19 protein-coding genes are annotated in these 18211 nt (G+C 67.0%); 11 read left to right on the top strand and 8 right to left on the bottom strand.

Annotated elements, in window-relative coordinates; all coding sequences use genetic code 11:
- Positions 1-3 precede the first annotated feature (3 nt).
- Positions 4-384 carry a VOC family protein gene (locus tag SB751_RS07605; RefSeq protein WP_092295655.1) on the top strand — a complete coding sequence of 127 codons (381 nt, stop codon included), beginning with the start codon at positions 4-6 and terminating at the stop codon, positions 382-384.
- Positions 385-431: 47 nt separating this feature from the next.
- Positions 432-905 carry an MEKHLA domain-containing protein gene (locus SB751_RS07600; RefSeq protein WP_144199972.1) on the top strand — a complete coding sequence of 158 codons (474 nt, stop codon included), beginning with the start codon at positions 432-434 and terminating at the stop codon, positions 903-905.
- A gap of 27 nt (positions 906-932) precedes the next feature.
- Here the strand turns inward: SB751_RS07600 and SB751_RS07595 are convergent, their stop codons facing one another.
- A complete protein-coding gene (locus tag SB751_RS07595) occupies positions 933-1367 on the bottom strand; it encodes a cupin domain-containing protein (RefSeq protein ID WP_144199970.1) in 435 nt (144 codons plus the stop codon).
- 195 nt (positions 1368-1562) lie between these two features.
- On the opposite strand from SB751_RS07595, the gene SB751_RS07590 reads away from it, so the two are divergent.
- Entirely contained in the window at positions 1563-2318 is a 756-nt protein-coding gene (locus tag SB751_RS07590; RefSeq protein WP_144199968.1) for a transporter substrate-binding domain-containing protein, read from the top strand.
- 211 nt (positions 2319-2529) lie between these two features.
- Here the strand turns inward: SB751_RS07590 and SB751_RS07585 are convergent, their stop codons facing one another.
- Together SB751_RS07585 and SB751_RS07580 are read right to left on the bottom strand one after the other, a co-directional pair.
- The gene (locus SB751_RS07585) at positions 2530-3120 is read right to left on the bottom strand and encodes a PAS domain S-box protein (RefSeq protein ID WP_410747907.1); all 591 of its coding nucleotides are present in this window, start codon (positions 3118-3120) and stop codon (positions 2530-2532) included.
- Between the two features lie 90 nt (positions 3121-3210).
- Positions 3211-3672 (bottom strand): MarR family winged helix-turn-helix transcriptional regulator, encoded by a 462-nt coding sequence (locus SB751_RS07580; RefSeq protein WP_092295696.1) that lies wholly within the window; start codon positions 3670-3672, stop codon positions 3211-3213.
- A gap of 229 nt (positions 3673-3901) precedes the next feature.
- On the opposite strand from SB751_RS07580, the gene SB751_RS07575 reads away from it, so the two are divergent.
- The gene (locus SB751_RS07575; RefSeq protein WP_211943253.1) at positions 3902-4348 is read left to right on the top strand and encodes an Ohr family peroxiredoxin; all 447 of its coding nucleotides are present in this window, start codon (positions 3902-3904) and stop codon (positions 4346-4348) included.
- 53 nt (positions 4349-4401) lie between these two features.
- On the opposite strand, the gene ydfG is transcribed toward SB751_RS07575, so the two are convergent.
- Positions 4402-5151 carry a bifunctional NADP-dependent 3-hydroxy acid dehydrogenase/3-hydroxypropionate dehydrogenase YdfG gene (gene ydfG / locus SB751_RS07570; protein ID WP_144199964.1) on the bottom strand — a complete coding sequence of 250 codons (750 nt, stop codon included), beginning with the start codon at positions 5149-5151 and terminating at the stop codon, positions 4402-4404.
- Between the two features lie 211 nt (positions 5152-5362).
- Here ydfG and SB751_RS07565 point away from each other — a divergent pair, with 211 nt between their 5' ends.
- On the top strand, positions 5363-5821 hold the full coding sequence (locus SB751_RS07565; RefSeq protein WP_144199962.1) for a hypothetical protein: 459 nt from the start codon (positions 5363-5365) through the stop codon (positions 5819-5821).
- Between the two features lie 58 nt (positions 5822-5879).
- On the opposite strand, the gene SB751_RS07560 is transcribed toward SB751_RS07565, so the two are convergent.
- On the bottom strand, positions 5880-6641 hold the full coding sequence (locus SB751_RS07560; RefSeq protein WP_410747906.1) for an SDR family oxidoreductase: 762 nt from the start codon (positions 6639-6641) through the stop codon (positions 5880-5882).
- 46 nt (positions 6642-6687) lie between these two features.
- Positions 6688-7530, bottom strand: coding sequence for a DMT family transporter (locus SB751_RS07555; RefSeq protein WP_144199958.1), 843 nt, complete (start codon positions 7528-7530; stop codon positions 6688-6690).
- 98 nt (positions 7531-7628) lie between these two features.
- Here SB751_RS07555 and gcvA point away from each other — a divergent pair, with 98 nt between their 5' ends.
- From gcvA to SB751_RS07525, 6 genes are all read left to right on the top strand, one after another.
- Positions 7629-8513 carry a transcriptional regulator GcvA gene (gene gcvA / locus SB751_RS07550; protein ID WP_144199956.1) on the top strand — a complete coding sequence of 295 codons (885 nt, stop codon included), beginning with the start codon at positions 7629-7631 and terminating at the stop codon, positions 8511-8513.
- Positions 8514-8592: 79 nt separating this feature from the next.
- The gene (locus tag SB751_RS07545) at positions 8593-9516 is read left to right on the top strand and encodes a LysR substrate-binding domain-containing protein (RefSeq protein ID WP_410747905.1); all 924 of its coding nucleotides are present in this window, start codon (positions 8593-8595) and stop codon (positions 9514-9516) included.
- Positions 9517-9670: 154 nt separating this feature from the next.
- Positions 9671-10813, top strand: coding sequence for an NAD(P)/FAD-dependent oxidoreductase (locus SB751_RS07540; RefSeq protein WP_144199952.1), 1143 nt, complete (start codon positions 9671-9673; stop codon positions 10811-10813).
- On the top strand, positions 10797-11105 hold the full coding sequence (locus SB751_RS07535) for a (2Fe-2S)-binding protein (protein ID WP_211943254.1): 309 nt from the start codon (positions 10797-10799) through the stop codon (positions 11103-11105). Before SB751_RS07540 ends, SB751_RS07535 begins: the two co-directional genes overlap by 17 nt.
- A complete protein-coding gene (locus tag SB751_RS07530) occupies positions 11102-12616 on the top strand; it encodes an NAD(P)/FAD-dependent oxidoreductase (RefSeq protein WP_211943255.1) in 1515 nt (504 codons plus the stop codon). Before SB751_RS07535 ends, SB751_RS07530 begins: the two co-directional genes overlap by 4 nt.
- 132 nt (positions 12617-12748) lie before the next feature.
- The gene (locus tag SB751_RS07525; protein ID WP_244844723.1) at positions 12749-13714 is read left to right on the top strand and encodes a Bug family tripartite tricarboxylate transporter substrate binding protein; all 966 of its coding nucleotides are present in this window, start codon (positions 12749-12751) and stop codon (positions 13712-13714) included.
- Positions 13715-13774: 60 nt separating this feature from the next.
- Here SB751_RS07525 and SB751_RS07520 read toward each other — a convergent pair whose 3' ends face one another.
- Together SB751_RS07520 and flgL are read right to left on the bottom strand one after the other, a co-directional pair.
- Positions 13775-16450 (bottom strand): excinuclease ABC subunit UvrA, encoded by a 2676-nt coding sequence (locus tag SB751_RS07520; RefSeq protein ID WP_211943256.1) that lies wholly within the window; start codon positions 16448-16450, stop codon positions 13775-13777.
- 490 nt (positions 16451-16940) lie between these two features.
- On the bottom strand, positions 16941-18176 hold the full coding sequence (gene flgL / locus SB751_RS07515) for a flagellar hook-associated protein FlgL (RefSeq protein WP_144199946.1): 1236 nt from the start codon (positions 18174-18176) through the stop codon (positions 16941-16943).
- Positions 18177-18211 lie beyond the last annotated feature (35 nt).

The following is an 18211-nucleotide window of genomic DNA, read 5'->3' as shown; positions in this document are numbered from 1 at the left end:
GCGATGACCGCGAACATGGACACCATCGAGATCAAGGCGTTTCTGCCGGCGCAGGATTTCGACCTGTCGAAGCGTTTCTACCTCGACCTCGGCTTTACGGAGGCGTGGGGCAGCGACGAGATGGCCTACCTGCACGCCGGGCGCTCCAGCTTCCTGCTGACGCGCTTCTACGAGAAGCCGTTCGCCGAGAACCTGATGATGTCGCTGCTGGTGGTGGATGTGGAGGCGTGGTGGCAGCACGTGGTGGCCCAGGACCTGGGCGCGCGCTACGGCGTGCGCGTGAACCCGCCCGAGGACCGGCCCTGGGGCATGCGCGACTTCACGATCGACGATCCGTCCGGGGTGCTGTGGCGGATCGGCCAGTCCATCGACCAGCCGGCCTGATGGCTGCCTGATGGCTGTCTTGGCTCCCTTCCTTCCGCTTTACGCCTATGTCTTCGATACTTTCCCCCCGCGAGCCCGGCGACGCCGCCTACTACCAGCTTCTGGCCGATAGCTACCAGCGGCTGCTCGGCCGCACGCTGGTGCCCGAGCCGATGCCCGCCACCAAGGCGGCCCGCTGGCTCTACGAGGAAGCGCCGTTCGCGGTACTTGCCCACAACACGGCGCCCGATCCGGTTTTCGTCTACGGCAACCTGGCCGCCCAGCAGCGTTTCGAGTACGACTGGGCCGCCATCACGCGGCTGCCGTCCCGGCTCTCCGCCGAGCCGCCCAATCAGGCGGAGCGGCAGGCGTTCCTGGCGCGCGTGCAGCGCGTGGGCTACGAGACCGGCTACACCGGCGTGCGCATCACCCGCACGGGCAAGCGCTTCATGATCGAGGAAGCCACCCTGTGGCAGCTGATCGACGCCGACGGCGTGCTGCACGGGCAGGCGGTGATCATTCCCCGGACGCGCGACCTGTAGGGAAGCGCCGTGACCGTGCCTTGAACGTCACTTGACCGGCGCTACCAGCGGCACGCCCTTCCGGACCACATAGGTCGCCAGTTCCGACGCCTTGCCACGCCCCACGTTCTTGGCCACGTGCGCGGTGCCGTCCGGGATGAACAGCGCCTCGCCGGCCTTCAGCGTCACCGGCGCGCGGCCCTCCAGCTGGTATTCGAGTTCGCCCGCCAGCACGTAGGCGATTTCCTCGCCCGGATGGGCATGCTTGATCGAGACGGCGCCCGGGTCGAAGTCCACCCGCACCTGCACGGCTTCGCGCCCCGGCGTGCTCAGGTCGCTCTGCACCAGGTCCGTACGATGGAGGCCGACGTTCTGGGCGTGCGCGGCCTGGAACAGCCCCGCGCCGGCCAGCAGGACGGTAGCGGCGAGGATACGGCTGGAGATACGGGCGGGGGTGCGGGCGGGGGTGCGGGTAGCAGTCATGGGAAGCCTTTGCGTTGCAGTGGAATGAGTCGCCATTGCAACGCGCCGGTGTGTGGCGCGTGTATCGGGCCGGGGGCGGTTCTGTATGCCGATGTACGAACGCCCGGCGCCGATACGCGGCGATACAATGTCCGCCACGCCCGCCCCGGTGCGGGCCGGCGCCCTCCCCCAACGTAGGTTTCCGACTGCTACCCCATGACCGTAGACAAGCCACTCCTGGACGCCTTCGCCCCGACCGGCGTGCTGCGTGCCTCGATCAACCTGGGCAATCCGATTCTTGCGCACCGCGTTGACGTTCCCGCCGCTGGCGGCGCTGGCGGCGCTGGCGGCGTATCCGTGGACCTGGCCGGCGCGCTGGCCGAGCGGCTGGGCGTGAAGCTCGAACTGGTGGTGGTGGAGACCGCCGGCAAGTCGGTCGATCTGGTGGCGAACGAGCAGGCCGATATCGGCTTCTTCGCCATCGACCCCAAGCGCGGCGCCAGCATCGCCTTCACGGAGCCCTACGTGCTGATCGAGGGCTACTACCTCGTGCACAACGACTCGCCGGTGCGCACCAACGCCGATGTCGATCACGCCGGCACCCGGGTGGTGGTCGGCAAGGGCAGCGCCTACGATCTGTTCCTGTCCCGCGAACTCCAGCATGCGGAGATCGTGCACGCGCCGTCGTCGCAGGAGGTGGTGCGCACCTTCCTCGAACAGGATCTCGACGTGGCCGCCGGGGTCCGCCAGCAGCTGGAGGCCGATATCCGGGGCCTGCCCAACCTGCGCCTGCTGGACGAGCGCTTTATGGTGATCCGTCAGGCGATGGGCGTGCCGAAGTCTCGCGGCGACGCGGCGGCGGCCTTCCTGGCGGCGTTCGTCGAGGAGCGCAAGGCGTCCGGCGCGGTGGCGGCGGCGCTGCAAAAGCACCGCATCCAGGGCGCGACCGTGGCGCCGTTGGCGGCGGGCTAACCCATCGACGAGCCTCAGCGGCCGACGAAGGTGGGCTTGCGCTTCTCCGCAAAGGCCGTCGCCGCGTTCCGATAGTCCTCGCTCTGGTCGCTGCGGCGCGTGGCCTCCGCAATGGCGTGGCGCGCATTCGAGAATAATTGTTAGCGGATCGCAATACATCATTACTGCATTTGTCCGCACTGACCTATCCGTCGAACGCCCCGCTATGCCTTCAGGTCTGCTCCATGCCGCGCAGGCACAGGCTCATCAGCCCCATGCGCCCGCGCACGCCAAGCTTGGCGAAGACCCGGGCGACATGCGCCTGCGTGGTGGATGCCGTCAGGCCCAGCCGTGCGGCGATCTGGTTCTCGGAGGCTGCCGTCAGCAGCAACATCAGCACCTGCTGCTCGCAGGGCTCGAGCAGATTCAGCAAGGCGGTGGGAATCAGGTGGTCGCAGGTGGGCTGGCGCAAGGCGGTGACATCGTGCGCCACGCCCAGGCGCAGTTGATGTGTCTCCAGCCAGCGGGCGGACCATGAGAAGTGAACGTCACTGCCGTCGCGGTGCCGGTAGCGGTTCTCGAACCCCGTGCGCCGGTGCCCGGCCATCACCGCGCCCGCCTCACGGAGCGTCCGGTCGCGGTCATGCGGCGCCACCAGTTCGATCATGGTCTGGCCGATGATGGCGGCCTGGGACAGGCCCAGGCTCTCCGCGCACCGCGCATTGACGTAGCGGATCTTCCCAGCCTTGTCGACCAGGAACACCGTGTCTGGCAAGCTGTCCGCCAGCGTCAGGATCGCGTCTTCCGCCAAGCGTTCAATCATGTGTACCGATCCCCGGGGCCGCGACAAAGCCATCGCGACAATGTGGCCGATCATGCCAGAGGATCGGCGTTCACTCCAGCGGCACCGGCCCTACGTCTCGTCCTTGACCGCATGCACGATGTTGTCGCGCAGTGCGATGACCTCCTTCTGCAACTTGGCAAAGGCCGGCGGCGTCAGCCCGCATGCCGACATCAGGTCGGTGCTCGCGGCCTTCTCGCGCACGCGTCGCCCGCTTTTCGTCAGGCTCACGCGCACCTGCCGCTCGTTCTCCGGGTCGCGCTTGCGTTCGACATGGCCCATCGCCTCCAGCTTCTTGAGGATGGGCGTCAGCGTGTTCGACTCCAGGAAGAGCTTTTCGCCGAGGCCGCTGACGGTCTGCCCGTCCGCCTCCGACAGCGCCACCAGGGTGACGTACTGGGTATAGGTGAGCCCGAGCTTGTCCAGCACGGGACGGTAGAGCTTGCCGAAGGCGAGATTGGTCGAGTAGACCGCGAAGCACAGGAAGTCCGACAGCGGGGTATCCGCGGCGCTTGTCTCATCAATGGGTTTCATCTGCTTCCTCGTCGTGATGGGCCGATGGCAAAGAATACATCGTATGCGACGCAATCGTAAGCGCTGAGCGCCGTCCCCGGCCCACCGCCACGCCGCCCGCCGGGTTTCTTCACGCGCGCCGTACAAACGCCTTGACTTGTCCGGTCCCGTGAACCATTATGCAACGCATGCGATTACATCGCATGCGATTTGTTAAACCACACTAGTTTGAGAGAGACCCTCACCCATCATGACCAAGATCGAAAAAGTACTGTTCACCGGCAAGACCCACACCACCGGCAGCAAGGGCGGCCCGCGCCATCACGGCAACCTCGACCTCCATCTCACCACGCCCGGCAACGACACGGCGCCGACCTATGCCTATGAAGCGGTGCAGTCCCACCCGACGGCTGAACAGCTCTTCGCCGGCGCGTGGTCGGCCTGTTATATCGCCGCGCTGGGCCTTGCGGCCAAGGAGTTGAAGGTGGCGGTGCCGGCCGACCTGTCGGTCGAGATCGAGGTGGACCTGGGCATGACTGGCGCGGACTACTTCCTGCAGGGCCGCATCCACGTCAACCTGCCCGGCGTGGCGCAGGAGGCGGCCGAAGCCGTGGCGCACCGCGCCGATGCCATCTGCCCGTACTCGAAGGCTACGCGCGGCAATATCGACGTCGTGCTGAGCGTCGTCACCGCGTAACGGCGGTAACGGGGGTCATGGCGCAACCGCTTCCGCGTTGCGCCATGCCTGCCTTACTCCCGGTGAATCGCCAGCGGCCCGAACGACTGGGTGACCGGCATCACTTCCACGAAGTTGATGTTGACGCGCGCGGGCAGCGTTGCGGCCCAGAACACGGTTTCGGCGATGTCGTCCGGCGTCAGGGCGTCCGCGCCTTCGTAGACCTTCTCCACGCGAGCCTGATCGCCGCTGAATCGCACCGACGAGAACTCGGTGCCGCCCACCAGCCCCGGCGCCACGTCGGTCACGCGCACGCGGGTGCCTTGCAGGTCGGCGCGCAGGTTCAGCGAGAACTGGCGCACGAAGGCCTTGGTCGCACCGTAGGCGTTGCCGCCCGGATAGGCGTAGGCGCCGGCCGTGGAGCCGATGTTGATCACGTGGCCGCGGTTGCGCGCCACCATGCCGGGCAGCACGGCGCGCGTCATATACATCAGGCCCTTCACGTTGGTGTCGACCATCGTGTCCCAGTTGTCCAGATCAGCCTTCTGCGCCGGCTCCAGGCCCAGTGCCAGGCCGGCGTTGTTCACCAGCAGGTCGATCTCGGCAAACTCCGGCGGCAGCGCGGCCACGGCGGCGGCCACGGCTTCGCGGTCGCGGACATCGAGGATCAGCGGCAATACCTTGTCGCGGCCCAGCGCGTCGGCCAGCTCGGCCAGGCGGTCCGCACGGCGTCCGGCCGCAATCACGCGATGGCCCGCCGTGGCGAAACGGCGGGCAATGGCGGCGCCGAATCCTGAGGTGGCGCCGGTAACGAAAACGATCATCTTGCTCTCCAAACTGGGACGGGTTCGGGCACCGATACTACACCGTATCCCCTGCCCCAGCCGTGGCTGGCGACACGCACTGGCTGCCCTGAGACCTGCCGGCGTGGAAGGCCATGGCACTGGGCCGGCGTCCGCCATCCTGGCGGGCGAAACCCCACACGGTCTTCTATAGTTTCTGGACGACCGACCCCGCACCCAAAGGAGCTCGACCATGCCGACCGCGCACGATGACCCTGCCCCGAACGTCTTTGATGCGTGGTCCAGTTCCACGCGGCAGCTGATGCAGGACTGCTCGCGCTACTTCGTGTCGCCATGGCTGAGTCAGCCGATTCTGCCGAACTGGCGCTTTGGGGATACCTACATTGTCTCGGAGGACAATTCGAGGGACCCCGGCATGGAGCGCCGCATCCTCTCGGAAAACAGCTATGGCCGCCAGCTCGGCCGCATCATGGACGCCCTGGAAGTCCTGGTCAAACACCAGAAGCCTGCCGACGACCCCGACAGCAAGGCCGCGCTGAAGGCGTTCCTGGAACTGGCCGAACAGATCCGCCAGATCAAGGCCGAGACCCAGTCCGACCGGGTCGACCAGCTCAGGACCAGCCTGGAGCGGCTGAAGACGCAATGTCCTGATGACTTCCGGCGCCTGATGCACAGCCTGCCCAAGCCGTAGCCCAAGCCGTAGCCCAAGCCCCGTAGCCCCGTAGCCCCCCACCCGTTGGCGCGCCTGCTCACCGCCCGCCCGTGACATCGAGGAAGGTGCCGGTGCTGTAGGACGCGTCGGCGCTGGCCAGCCACAGGATCGCGCGGGCGACCTCTTCCGGCTGGCCGCCCCGGCCCATCGGGATCGAGTCCTTGACGCGATCCACCCGTCCGGGTTCGCCGCCGCTGGCATGCATCTCGGTGTAGATGTGCCCCGGGCGGATGCAGTTGACGCGGATGCCCTCCCGCGCGACTTCCTTGGCGAAGCCGGTGGTGAAGGTCTCCAGGGCGCCCTTGGACGCCGCGTAGTCGACATACTCGTTCGGACTGCCGAGCCGGGCCGCGCCCGACGAGATATTGATAATCACGCCGCCCCGCCCGTTGTGACGCTGGGACATGCGCCGGGCCGCCTGCTGGGCGCAGAGCATGGGGCCGATGGCGTTGACGGCGAAGATGCGCTGCATCCGCGCGAAATCGAGATCCTCCAGCCGGGACTGCCGTGCGAGGATGGCGGCGTTGTTCACCAGCACGTCGATCCGGCCGAACGTCTGGTCGATGGCGGCGAATAGCTGGGCGACCTGCTCGGGGTCCGCGCTATCCGCGCGCACGGCCAGCACCCGGCGGCCCAGCGCTTCCACATCGGCCACCACTGCGAGGGCGGCGGATTCATTGGCGACGTAGCTGATCGCCACATCGTAGCCCTGTGCGGCGGCCAGGCGCGCGGTGGCGGCGCCCACGCCACGACTGCCCCCCGTGATCAGAATCAGCGGTGCCTGCGGGACGGTATTCATGTTTTGCGCATCCTCATGTGATGATTGATTAACTATTGTGGCAGGCTCAAACCCCCAGGCACACCGCGCCGGCCGCGACGACGATGCAGGCGAGCCAGCGCGTACCGCTGACCGACTCCCGCAGGAACACCCGCCCGATCAGGACCGCGAAGACCACGCTGGTCTCGCGCAACGCCGAGACCGCGCCCATCGCACCCGATTGCAGCGCCCAGATCACGATGCCATAGGCGGCAATCGACACCAGCCCGCCGACCAGCGACGAACCCACCGCCAGCGGCTCGGACCGCACCGGTGCCCAAAGCGGCGCCAGCCCCCGCACCGCGACGAACAACACCGGCATCAGCCAGTAGAACAGGAACATCCACGCCGTATAGCTGAGCGGCTGGTCGCCGGACAACCTGACGCCGATGCCGTCGATCACGGTGTAGAGGGCAATCATCGCCCCGGTGGTCAGCGCGGCCAGCGCCCCCGCGCGGGACGCGCGGTGCCCCTGCAGGGCCATCACGATGATGCCACCCGAGACCATCGCGACGCCAAGCGCCCGCAAGGGGCCGATCGCCTCGCCCGCGAAGAGCGCGGCGCCAAGCGTGACCAGCAGCGGCGAGGAGCCCCGCGCAATCGGATACGCCAGCGCCAGGTCGTTGCGGCGATAGGACCGCACCAGACTCACGTTGTAGACGATATGCACGAGCCCCGACGCGACGATGTACGGCCAGGCGGCGCTGGCCGGCAAGGGGTTGCGCAGGACGACGAGCGTGGCGACGGCCGCGATGGCGATGCTCATCCACGTCATCGACAGGAACCGGTCGCGGTTGCCGTGCAGCATGGCGTTCCAGCTCGCGTGGAGCATGGCGGCGAGGAGCACGATACCGCCGGTATAGCTGAGCATTGGGGTGGGAGGGGAGCAGGAAATGCCCAAGAATATCTATCTTGAAGCGGCACGACAAACCAGATAAATTGCCACATCGCGTTAGAAAATCTATTGCCATGAAACGGGTATTGCCGCCGCTCAATGCCTTGCGGGCCTTCGAGGCCGCAGGCCGGCTGGGCAGCTTCAAGGAAGCCGCCGCCGCGCTGCACGTGACGCACGGGGCGGTGAGCCAGCAGGTGCGCCTGCTCGAGGAATGGCTCGGCGCCGCGCTGTTCGAGCGGCATAACCGCCGCGTGACGCTGACGCCGGCGGCGAAAGCCTATCTGGCGGAAATCGGCCCCTTGTTCGAACAGCTCGCGCAGGCCACCGCGCGCTACGGGGTGCCCGGGCCGGTCTCCCGGACCCTGTCCGTCAACGCGCCCGCGACCTTCACCCTGCGCTGGCTGGTGCCGAGGCTGGCCAAATTCCGCGCCGAGCATCCCGATGTGGAGATCAAGGTGGAGACGTCGAACGAGCCGCTGGAGAGCCTGAAGGACGACCATGACCTGATCATCCGAGGGGGTCCGGACACGTTCTACGGCTACGCGATGCGGCCTTTCCTGACCGAGGAGCGGCTGCCGGTTTGTAGCCCGGCGCTGTTGCAGCGCCAGCCGCTCGGGGTGCCGGGCGACTTGCGCCACCACACCCTGCTGCATACCTCGAGCCTGCCGCGCCTTTGGCCGGACTGGCTGGCGAGCGCGCAGATCCCCGGGCTGCGGCCGGCGGCCACGCTGACCTTCGACCACTTCTACCTGACCTTGCAGGCGGCCATCGACGGCATCGGCATCGCCATGGGGCCGACGTCGCTGGTCTCCGACGACCTCGCCGCCGGGCGGCTGGTCGCCCCATTCGCCGGCCCGCGCCTGCCGTCGCGCAGCTATTGCGCCTACGTGCCGGACGAGAAACGGGGCGATGAACTGGTCGGGCTGTTCCAGTCATGGCTGGAACGGGAGGGGATGTGATTCTGCGGCGATGCGCTACGGACCCATACGGATCTGGTATACCATCGCCCGCTAGTCCCCGCCCTCCCAAGACCCCGGCATGAAGTTCAAGGAAATCAGTGCGTTCCAGGCCGTGATGCGCTCCGGCTCGATGACCGCGGCGGCCACCGAGCTGTACACGTCGCAACCGAATGTGAGCCGGCTGATCGCGCAGCTGGAATCGTCCACGGGACTGACGCTGTTCACGCGCAGCGCCGGCCGCCTGATTCCCACCGAGGAGGGCCTGGCTTTCCTGCGCGAAGTGGAACGCGCCTTCGTGGGCCTGGACACGCTCAAGGACGCCGCCCGCAACATTCGCCAGTTCGGCAAGGGCCGGCTGCGCATCGCCACGGTCCCCTCGCTGGCCATGACCGTGCTCCCGCTGGTGCTGCAGCGGTTTCATGCCGACTACCCGGACGTCAACGTCGCCATGGAAACCAGCAGTACGCAGCTGGTGGCCGACAGCGTCGGCAGCCGCTACTGCGACCTCGGGCTGGTATCGTTCCTGCCCCCCGCCGCCGTCACCGATGCCCAGCCCGTGGCCGAACTCGCGGGCTGCTGCGTGCTGCCGCCCGGCCATCGCCTGGCCAGTCTGGACGTCATTACGCCCGCCGACCTGGCCGGCGAGTCCTTTATCTCGATGAGTCACGGGGATGGCCTGCGCGCCGCCGTGGATGCGGCGTTCGCCGCCGACGACCGGCGTGTCATGCACTTCGAGACCCCCTACGGGGCCACCATCTGCAAGATGGTCGGGCTGGGGCTGGGCGTGGGCATCGTCAATCCGCTGGTCGCCCGCATGCACGCCGCCGAGGTGGTGGTCCGGCCATTCCGGCCGCGTATACCGTTCGTCAGCTACCTCCTGCTGGCCCGGAACCGGCCCGCCAACGTGCTGGTGGACCGCTTTATCGAGCGGCTGAAGGAACTCATCGCTGCCGAAACGGCATCCCTGCCACCGGGGCTATCAGGTTTTCGTATAGACGCCTGACAGACTCGTATTTGCGCGCGCGGCGCGCGCTCCGCATACTGGCTCGCACTGACACACCGCTGTTTCGGCTGGTGTTTTCATGATGCTTGCGAGTACCAGACATGATTTCCAGCAGGGCCCAAGGCCCGCAATCCCCTCACGGAAGGCGCTGCAGATGACCGCAGCCTCCACCTCCCGACTCCCCGTGTTCGACGTTGCCGTCATCGGCGGCGGCCTGGTCGGCTCGGCCGTGGCCTACGGCCTGCGCGGCAGCGTGGGCACGATCGCCGTGCTCGACGAGGGCGATATCGCCCTGCGCGCCTCGCGCGGCAATTTCGGCCTGGTCTGGCTGCAGAGCAAGGGCTACGGCATGGGCGCGTACAGCCGCTGGACGCTGAACTCCACGCGGCTGTGGCCAAAACTTGCAGCCGGCCTGCTGCAGGAGACCGGCATCGACGTGGCCCTCGAGCAAAAAGGCGGACTGACGCCGCTGATGGGCGACTACGAGATCGAGGCGCGCCTGGCCTGGGTCAACACACTGATGTCACAGCCCGGCGTAGAGCCCTACGAATGGAAGTTCCTGGATCATCACCAGGCCGCTTCGCTCGTGCCCGGCCTGGGTCCCGATGTCACCGGGGCGATCTGGACGCCGCACGATGGCATCGTCAATCCGCTCAAGCTGCTGCGCGCCTTCCATACCGCGTTCAGCACCAGCGGGGTCGAGTACCTGCCGCACCACGGCATCACGGACATCGTGCAGCAGCCTGGCGGCGACTTCGTGCTGACCACGCCGAATGGCACCGTGCGGGCGCGCAAGATCGTGCTGGCCGGCGGCCTGCGCAACGGCGACCTGGGCCGCATGGTGGGCATCGACCTGCCGATGGCCCCGCAGCGCGGCCAGATCCTGGTGCTCGAACGCACGCGCCGCCTGCTGGACACGCCCATGGTCACGCTGCGCCAGAACGACGAGGGCAGCTGGCTGGTGGGCGACTCCCAGGAAGAGGCGGGCTACGCCGAACAGGTCACCACGCTGCCCATACTGGCCACGCTGGCCGACCGTGCCGTGCGCACCCTGCCCGCGCTGCGCGACGTGCGCGCGGTACGCGCCTGGTCCGCGCTGCGCGTGCGCGCCAAGGACGGCTTCCCGGTCTACGAACAATCGGCAACGCACCCCGGCGCGTTCATCGTCACCTGCCATAGCGGCGTGACGCTGGCCGCCACGCACGCGATGCACCTCGCCCCCATGATCGCCGCTGGCGAGCTGCCACCCGAGCTGGCCACTTTTTCGACCCGGAGATTCCATGTTCAGACGCATTGACGCGGCCGTCCTGCAAGCGACGGATCGCAAGGTACGGGTCACCGTGGATGGCACCGCGCTGGAATGCCGGGAAGGCGACAGCGTGGCGGCGGCCCTGTTCGCCGCCGGTGTGCTGGCCTGCCGCGACACGGCCGTTTCCGGCGCCGCACGCGGCCCCTATTGCATGATGGGCATCTGCTACGACTGCCTGGTCCGCATCGACGGCCGGCCCAACCAGCAGGCCTGCATGGCGCGTGTGCGCGATGGCATGACCGTGGAACGCCAGCACGGCGCGCGCGAGGTGGCGGCATGAGCATCGAGATCGCTACCACTACGTGCGACCTGCTCGTGGTCGGCGCCGGCCCTGCCGGGCTGGCTGCGGCCACCGAAGCTGCCGCGCTGGGCCTGTCGACGGTACTGATCGACGAGCAACCGGCCCCGGGCGGACAGATCTACCGCGCGATCAGCAGCACCCCGGTGCAGAACCGCGCGATCCTGGGCGAAGACTACTGGCACGGCCTGAGCCTGCTGGAGCCCTTCGCCAGGAGCGGTGCACGCCATCTGCCGGCGGCAACCGTATGGTCGGTCAACACGCTCGACGCGCAGCCTGGTACGGAGGGCGATGGCGACGGCGATACCGATACCGATGGCCGGGCCGCCGGCTTCGAGGTCGCGTATTCGGTGGCCCACCCCGGCCAGGACCCGCAGGCCGCGCTGCTGCACTGCCGCCACATCATCCTGGCCACCGGCGCGCAGGAGCGGCCGTTCCCCATTCCGGGCTGGACCTTGCCCGGCGTGATCACGGCCGGCGCCGCGCAGATCCTGCTGAAGACCTCCGGCGTGGTGCCCGAAGGGCGCACGGTGCTGGCGGGCGGCGGGCCCCTGCTCTACCTGCTCGCCTATCAATACCTGAATGCCGGCGTGAAGCTCGAGGCGATTCTCGAGACGACCGATAGCGCCCAATGGCGCAAGGCGCTGCCGCACGCCTGGGGCTTCCTTCGCTCGCCTTATCTCGGCAAGGGGCTGAAGCTGCTGCGCGCGGTTCGCAAGGCCGTGCCGATCGTGAGCGGCGTGACGGCGCTTGAAGCCATCGCCGGCGCCGGCGGCCAGGTCGCCGAGCTGCGCTATCAGGCGGCGGGCCAGCGCCACAGCATGGCGATCGACCAGTTGCTGCTGCATCAGGGCGTGGTGCCGAATACCAACCTCTCGCGCGCCATTGGCGCCGAGCATGTCTGGAACGAGCGCCAGGACTGCTGGGAGCCGATGGTGGATGCATGGGGCGCGACGTCGATGCCGCACGTGAGCATTGCCGGGGATGGCGCAGGCATCGCGGGCGCCGTGGCCGCCGAGCATCGGGGCCGCATCGCCGCCGTGCATGCCGCTGCCGCGCTGGGTCGCATCGGCAAGGCAACCCGTGACGGCAAGGCCGCCTCGCATCAGGCGGCGCTGGCGCGCGCCACGCGGGGCCGCGAGTTCTTCGAGGTGCTGTATCGCCCGCTGCCGCAGTTCCGCCGCCCAGTGGGCGACACCATCGTCTGCCGCTGCGAGGAAGCCACCGCCGAACAGGTGCGCCACGCCGCGCGCATCGGCTGTCAGGGCCCGAACCAGCTGAAGGCGTTCCTGCGCTGCGGCATGGGGCCGTGCCAGGGTCGTCTGTGCGGGCTGACCGTGACCGAACTGATCGCCGACGAACAACAGCGCCATCCGCGTGACGTGGGCTATTACCGGCTGCGGTTTCCCACCAAGCCGGTGACGCTTGGCGAGATCGCCACGCTGCCGCAGACCCAGGCGTCGCGGGACGCCGTGGTCCGGTTCAAGAAGTAAAGCGCAGTAGGCAGCAACATGAAAACAGAAGCGAGGACCGGGTCATGCATGGCATCCCGCGTCCCGCCAGTCGAACCAGCACAGCGACGACATCCTGAGAGCACTCCTCAACCCCCTTATCGAGAATCAACCATGGCGTTTTCCAAGATCGTCCCCGCTCTCGCCCTCGCACTGGCCGCCGCCCAAGGCATGGCCCAGGAACTGCCGCCGGGCCCGATGCGGATGCTGGTCGGCTTCGCGCCGGGTGGTGGCAACGATGTCATCGCCCGCACGGTCGCCACGCAGTTCCAGCTGAACACCAAGACCACCATCGTGGTGGAGAACAAGCCGGGCGGCGGCAGCACCATCGCCACCGCCGAGATGGCGCGCGCCAAGCCGGATGGCTCGGTGCTGCTGCTGGGCTCGGTGGGCGGCCAGGCGATTGCGCCGTCCATCTACAGCAAGCTGCCGTACGACCCCGTCAAGGGCGTGCAGCCGGTCTCGCTGGTGGCCAAGTCTGCCAACGCGCTGGTCGTGAACAATGACCTGCCGGTCAAGAGCGTGCAGGAGCTGCTCGCCTACGCCAAGGCCAATCCGGGCAAGCTCAATGTCACGTCGCCGGGCAATGGCACGATCTCGCACCTGTCGGCCGAACTGTTCAAGAGCATGGCTGGCGTCTCCATCACGCACATCCCCTATCGCGGCGATGCGCCGGCGATGCAGGATGTGATGGCGGGTCAGGCACAGATGACCTTCGCGAGCCTGCCATCGGCCAAGGCGGGGGCCGATTCCGGCAAGGTGCGCATCCTCGCCGTGACCAGCACCAAGCGCGTGGAAACCATGCCGAACGTGCCGACCATCGCCGAGTCCGGCGTGCCCGGCTATGAAGTGGTGTCGTGGTACGGCGTCTTCACCACGGGCGGCACGCCGATGCCGACGGTGAACCGCCTCGCACAGGAGATCGCCGCCGTGGTGGCGCAACCTTCCATCCGTGATTCGATCGCCAAGCAGGGCATGGAGCCCAGCGCGCTGGGCCCGGTGGAGTTCACGCAACTGGTGAACCGTGACGCCCAGAAGTGGGAGAAGGTCGTGAAGACCGTCGGCATCAAGCTGGACTGACCAGCGGGATGACCCAGGCAGGGCGGGCGTTGAGTGGCTCAACGCCCGTTACAGGGAGGATCAACGCAGCTCCCTTGCCAGATATCCCGCCGTCCGGCTCACCTCCACGCTTGCAATCTCGCTTGGGCGGCCGCAAGCCACGACGCGACCGCCCTGTTCTCCGGCACCGGGCCCCATGTCGATCACCCAGTCCGCCTGTGCCACGACACGCATGTCGTGTTCGACGACCACGACGGTGTTTCCCGCATCCACCAGTTCCTGCAGTTGCACCAGCAGGCGGTCCACATCGGCCGGATGCAGTCCATTGGTGGGCTCGTCCAACACGTAAAGCGTGTCGCCGCGCTGCGCGCGTTGCAGTTCATTGGCCAGTTTGATGCGCTGTGCCTCACCACCCGAGAGTTCGGTGGCGGGCTGCCCCAAGCGAAGGTATCCCAGTCCGATATCACGCAACGCCTTCAGCGATCGCATCACCGGCGGCTCGTCCGCAAAGACGTCGCATGCCGCATCGACGGTCAGACCGAGGATGTCAGCAATATTCCTGCCCTGCCAGGCAATCTCCAGTGTCTGCGGCTGATAGCGCGTGCCATGGCAGGTGGAGCACGGTGCATAGACACTCGGCAGAAACAGCAACTCCACGCTTACAAAGCCCTCGCCTTCGCATGTCGGGCAACGACCTTGTGCCACATTGAAGGAAAAGCGCCCTGGCGTGTAGCGCCGTCTGCGCGCCGCGGGGGTGTCCGCGAAAAGCTTGCGCACATGATCGAACAGTCCGGTATAGGTAGCGAGGTTCGATCGCGGCGTGCGGCCAATCGGTTTCTGATCGACGCGCACCAGGCGGCGCACCGCTTCCATGCCGCCCGTGATGCGCCCTTCCGTCGGCGCATCCGTTACCGCGAACAGCGGATCGCGCTCCTCGTCGGCATCGTTGTCGGTCGCGCGGCCCAGATGACGGTTCACCAGTTCCGGGAGTGCCTGGCTGATGAGGCTCGATTTCCCCGAACCCGAGACACCCGTCACCGCCGCGAAACATCCCAGCGGGATTGCAGCATCGAGCTTGTGCAGATTGTTGCGGGAGACATGCGCGAGCTGGAGCCAGCCTGCCGGATCACGCTGCATTCGCTGCGGCGCCTGGTGCTGGCCAAACAGATACCCTGCGGTACGCGATGCCGACACCGCCGCGAGTCCGTCAGGCGGCCCGCTATAGAGCACACGTCCGCCGCCCTCACCCGCGGCCGGTCCAACGTCTACGATCCAGTCCGCGTGGCGCATGGTCTCCGTGTCATGCTCGACCACGAACAGCGAGTTGCCGGCCGCCTTCAATCGTCGCAACGCCAGCAACAGCGCCTCGCCGTCGGCTGGATGCAGCCCGGCCGATGGCTCGTCGAGCACATAGACCACGCCGAACAGCTGGGACGACAATTGCGTGGCGAGCCGCAGCCGCTGCAATTCGCCCGACGACAGGGTCGGTGTGCTGCGGTCCAGCGACAGATAGCCCAGTCCGAGATCGATGAGCGTGGACACCCGCTCCATCAGCTCTTCCGCGATGCGTTGCGCGGCCAGCCGCTTTTCGTCGGAGAGGTTGGGCGTGCGGCGCACGTCGGGCGCCACCTTGTGCGCGGAGCCTCCCGCGGCGACGCGCCTCGCCGTGGCAGCGCGCATCGCTTTCGTGCTCAGCACCGCGCCGGATGCTACATCGGGGCTCGCCCACTCTCCGTGCGCAATGGGACGCATGATCTCCGCCACGCGGGCAAGGGGAAGGTGCGCGAACTCGCCGATGTCGATGCCCCCGAACGTCACCGACAACGCTTCCTTCTTGAGCCGCTTGCCGTGACATGCCGGGCATTCGCGCCCCAACATATATTGCGCCACCCGCTTCTTCATCAACGCGCTCTGCGTCGTGGCAAAGGTCTGCAACACATAGCGGCGGGCGCCCGTGAACGTCCCCTGGTAGCTGGGCTCCAGCTTGCGCTTGAGCGCAGCGCGCACTTCCCTGGGCGTAAAGCCAGCGTAGACCGGCACCGTGGGCTGTTCCTCGGTGAACAGGATCCAGTCACGATCCTTCTTCGGTAGCTCGCGCCAGGGCTTGTCCACGTCGTAACCGAGCGTGACCAGGATGTCGCGCAGATTCTGTCCATGCCATGCGGGCGGCCATGCCGCAATCGCGCGCTCGCGTATCGACAACGAATCGTCGGGGACCATGGACTGCTCGGTGACATCATAGATTCGCCCCAGACCATGGCAGGTGGGGCAGGCGCCCTCCACCGTATTTGGCGAAAAATCCTCCGCATACAGCATTGGCTGCCGGGCAGGATAGGTGCCGGCGCGCGAATAGAGCATGCGCACAAGACTCCCCAACGTGGTGACACTCCCGACGGTGGAACGTGCATTCGGCGTACCGCGCTGCTGCTGGAGCGCAACGGCCGGCGGCAGTCCTTCGATGGCGTCCACCTCCGGCACGCCGACCTGATCGATCAGCCGTCTGGCATAGGGGGCTACCGACTCGAAGTAGCGCCGCTGGGCTTCCGCATAGAGTGTGCCGAACGCCAGGGACGACTTCCCTGAACCCGAAACGCCGGTGAAGACCACCAGCGCGTTCCGAGGGATATCGACATCCACGTTCTTGAGATTGTGCTCACGCGCACCGCGCACGCGGACGAAGTTGCCTGCCACGCCGCCGGCGGCAGCCGGCAACGTGTCGTCCTGTGTCAATTGGCCCTGGCGTTTTTCATCCTTCATGCGAACTGGCCGTACTCGTTTCTGATTCGCTTGCTCGGAACCGGCACTCTTGCAGAAATTCCCGACGGAATCTACGGCTTTCAGCTAATTCGTACGTGGTCGGGGACCGCGAGCGGCGGCAATAGTCCCGCAAGGCAGGAACCATGCCAAGGAGGGGGTGAGGACGAGGAGAATATGAGAAAGCATCCTATCGGACGCTTCTGCGAGGGGCGCTGGGCTTGCGAACGCGTCGTGCGATAGCGTTCTTGAGCAGGACTGGTAAGCGACAATCGGGTGACGCTGGCGTCCGCCCGAGAGCCAGGAAGAGCAGCTTCAGTGTGCGACCGTTGTCCGCAACAGTGATGAGCTTGGGCCGGGCCGAGAAGACGCGGACGTCGACTTCATGACCCGGTGTGAGGGACGAACAAGGTTTGGAAAGTTCGTCCTCACACCACCTCACAAACGCCGGGCCCACCTCTCAAACGCCGGGCCGGCGGCGGCCCGTCCTCTCTTACAGATACTTGAACAGGTTCATCCCCTGGATCTGCATGAACGATTGCTGCGCGCCTTGCAGCGCGGTCTGGCGCTGGTAGAACTCGCTGATGGCGGCCGCGTAGTCCAGGTCTTGCAGGCCCGACAGCGTTTGCGCGTTCGAGAGCGCGCGGTTCTCGCCGATGGTGTCCAGCGCGTCGATTTCATTCAGGCGCGAGCCCACCGACGAACGTACCGTCAGCACGTTGTCCAGCGAGTTGCTGAACTGGCGGATGCCCGTGGCGATCACGTTCTGCAGGTTGGCGTTAGCCGCTTCCTGGTTCAGGCCGGTGTTGATCGGGGCCTTCAGCGCATCGATCACGGCCTTCAGGTTCGCGAACACGTCCGCGCCGGCCTGCTGCGCCGGCTTGGCGGTCATGGTGTCGCCGTCTGCCGGGGCGCCCTTCACCGAGAACGACACGCCAGCCACATTGATGGCCACGCCTTCCGCGTAGTCCGTCGGGGTGCCCACGGCGGTACCGGTGGTGGTGTCCATGATGCTGTACTGCATCCTGCCCGTGCCGGCATTGGTCTGGAACGTCAGCGTCAGCGAGTGGCCGTACAGCGGGTCGGTCGGGTCCGTGACGGAGATCGCGCTGTAGGTGCCCGTGCCGGTGTTGGTCGAATTGCCCTTGAGCACGTAGCCGGCGTTGCCGGTGACGCTCATGAACACTTCCGAACCGTTGTTGCCCGCTTCCATCTGGCGCGCGGCATCCACCTGCAGCAGCTGGTGGCCGGTGTCGCCCTGGTACAGCGCACCGCCCGCCGCGTTGAGCGAGAACGGCACGGTGCCCGACTGCAGGCCGGCGAAGATGTAGTTGCCGTTGCCGTCGTCGGCGTTGGCCAGGCCCATCAGCTGGTCGAACTGGCCCTGCAGCGCGGTGGCCAGCGACGCGCGGTCGTTGTCGCTCATGGTGCCGTTACCGGCGTTCACCAGCATGGTCTGGATGCTCTGGATCGTCGTGGTGACGGTGGCCAGCGTGTTGTCTTCCAGGCCGAGGGAGGCCGTGGCCTGCCTGCGCGACGTGGTGTACTGGGTATTCACTGCACCGGACTGCGACACACCCAGCGCGCGCGTGGCGGCCACGGGGTCGTCGGACGGCGTCAGGATGCGGCGGCCGGTGCCGAGCTGCTGCTGCACGTGCAGCAGGGCCGATTGCTGGCCGTTCATCGAGGCCAGGCCCTGGTGGTACAGGGTAGAGGTAGCAACGCGCATGGCGAGATTCCTTCGTATCCGTTGAGATCGTTGGC

The sequence above is a fragment of the Cupriavidus sp. SIMBA_020 genome (genome assembly GCF_046535395.1).
In the GTDB taxonomy this organism is placed as follows: domain Bacteria; phylum Pseudomonadota; class Gammaproteobacteria; order Burkholderiales; family Burkholderiaceae; genus Cupriavidus; species Cupriavidus campinensis.
Note: the sequence above shows the minus strand (reverse complement) of the source record. Positions and strands in the feature narration are given on the sequence as shown.

What these genes read in the sequence shown, in the direction of transcription:
- SB751_RS07605 (WP_092295655.1), top strand. Translation starts at nt 4, where the DNA reads ATGACCGCGAACATGGACACCATCGAGATCAAGGCGTTTCTGCCGGCG.
- SB751_RS07600 (WP_144199972.1), top strand. Translation starts at nt 432, where the DNA reads ATGTCTTCGATACTTTCCCCCCGCGAGCCCGGCGACGCCGCCTACTAC.
- SB751_RS07595 (WP_144199970.1), bottom strand. Translation starts at nt 1,367, where the DNA reads ATGACTGCTACCCGCACCCCCGCCCGCACCCCCGCCCGTATCTCCAGC.
- SB751_RS07590 (WP_144199968.1), top strand. Translation starts at nt 1,563, where the DNA reads ATGACCGTAGACAAGCCACTCCTGGACGCCTTCGCCCCGACCGGCGTG.
- SB751_RS07585 (WP_410747907.1), bottom strand. Translation starts at nt 3,120, where the DNA reads ATGATTGAACGCTTGGCGGAAGACGCGATCCTGACGCTGGCGGACAGC.
- SB751_RS07580 (WP_092295696.1), bottom strand. Translation starts at nt 3,672, where the DNA reads ATGAAACCCATTGATGAGACAAGCGCCGCGGATACCCCGCTGTCGGAC.
- SB751_RS07575 (WP_211943253.1), top strand. Translation starts at nt 3,902, where the DNA reads ATGACCAAGATCGAAAAAGTACTGTTCACCGGCAAGACCCACACCACC.
- ydfG (WP_144199964.1), bottom strand. Translation starts at nt 5,151, where the DNA reads ATGATCGTTTTCGTTACCGGCGCCACCTCAGGATTCGGCGCCGCCATT.
- SB751_RS07565 (WP_144199962.1), top strand. Translation starts at nt 5,363, where the DNA reads ATGCCGACCGCGCACGATGACCCTGCCCCGAACGTCTTTGATGCGTGG.
- SB751_RS07560 (WP_410747906.1), bottom strand. Translation starts at nt 6,641, where the DNA reads ATGAATACCGTCCCGCAGGCACCGCTGATTCTGATCACGGGGGGCAGT.
- SB751_RS07555 (WP_144199958.1), bottom strand. Translation starts at nt 7,530, where the DNA reads ATGCTCAGCTATACCGGCGGTATCGTGCTCCTCGCCGCCATGCTCCAC.
- gcvA (WP_144199956.1), top strand. Translation starts at nt 7,629, where the DNA reads ATGAAACGGGTATTGCCGCCGCTCAATGCCTTGCGGGCCTTCGAGGCC.
- SB751_RS07545 (WP_410747905.1), top strand. Translation starts at nt 8,593, where the DNA reads ATGAAGTTCAAGGAAATCAGTGCGTTCCAGGCCGTGATGCGCTCCGGC.
- SB751_RS07540 (WP_144199952.1), top strand. Translation starts at nt 9,671, where the DNA reads ATGACCGCAGCCTCCACCTCCCGACTCCCCGTGTTCGACGTTGCCGTC.
- SB751_RS07535 (WP_211943254.1), top strand. Translation starts at nt 10,797, where the DNA reads ATGTTCAGACGCATTGACGCGGCCGTCCTGCAAGCGACGGATCGCAAG.
- SB751_RS07530 (WP_211943255.1), top strand. Translation starts at nt 11,102, where the DNA reads ATGAGCATCGAGATCGCTACCACTACGTGCGACCTGCTCGTGGTCGGC.
- SB751_RS07525 (WP_244844723.1), top strand. Translation starts at nt 12,749, where the DNA reads ATGGCGTTTTCCAAGATCGTCCCCGCTCTCGCCCTCGCACTGGCCGCC.
- SB751_RS07520 (WP_211943256.1), bottom strand. Translation starts at nt 16,450, where the DNA reads ATGAAGGATGAAAAACGCCAGGGCCAATTGACACAGGACGACACGTTG.
- flgL (WP_144199946.1), bottom strand. Translation starts at nt 18,176, where the DNA reads ATGCGCGTTGCTACCTCTACCCTGTACCACCAGGGCCTGGCCTCGATG.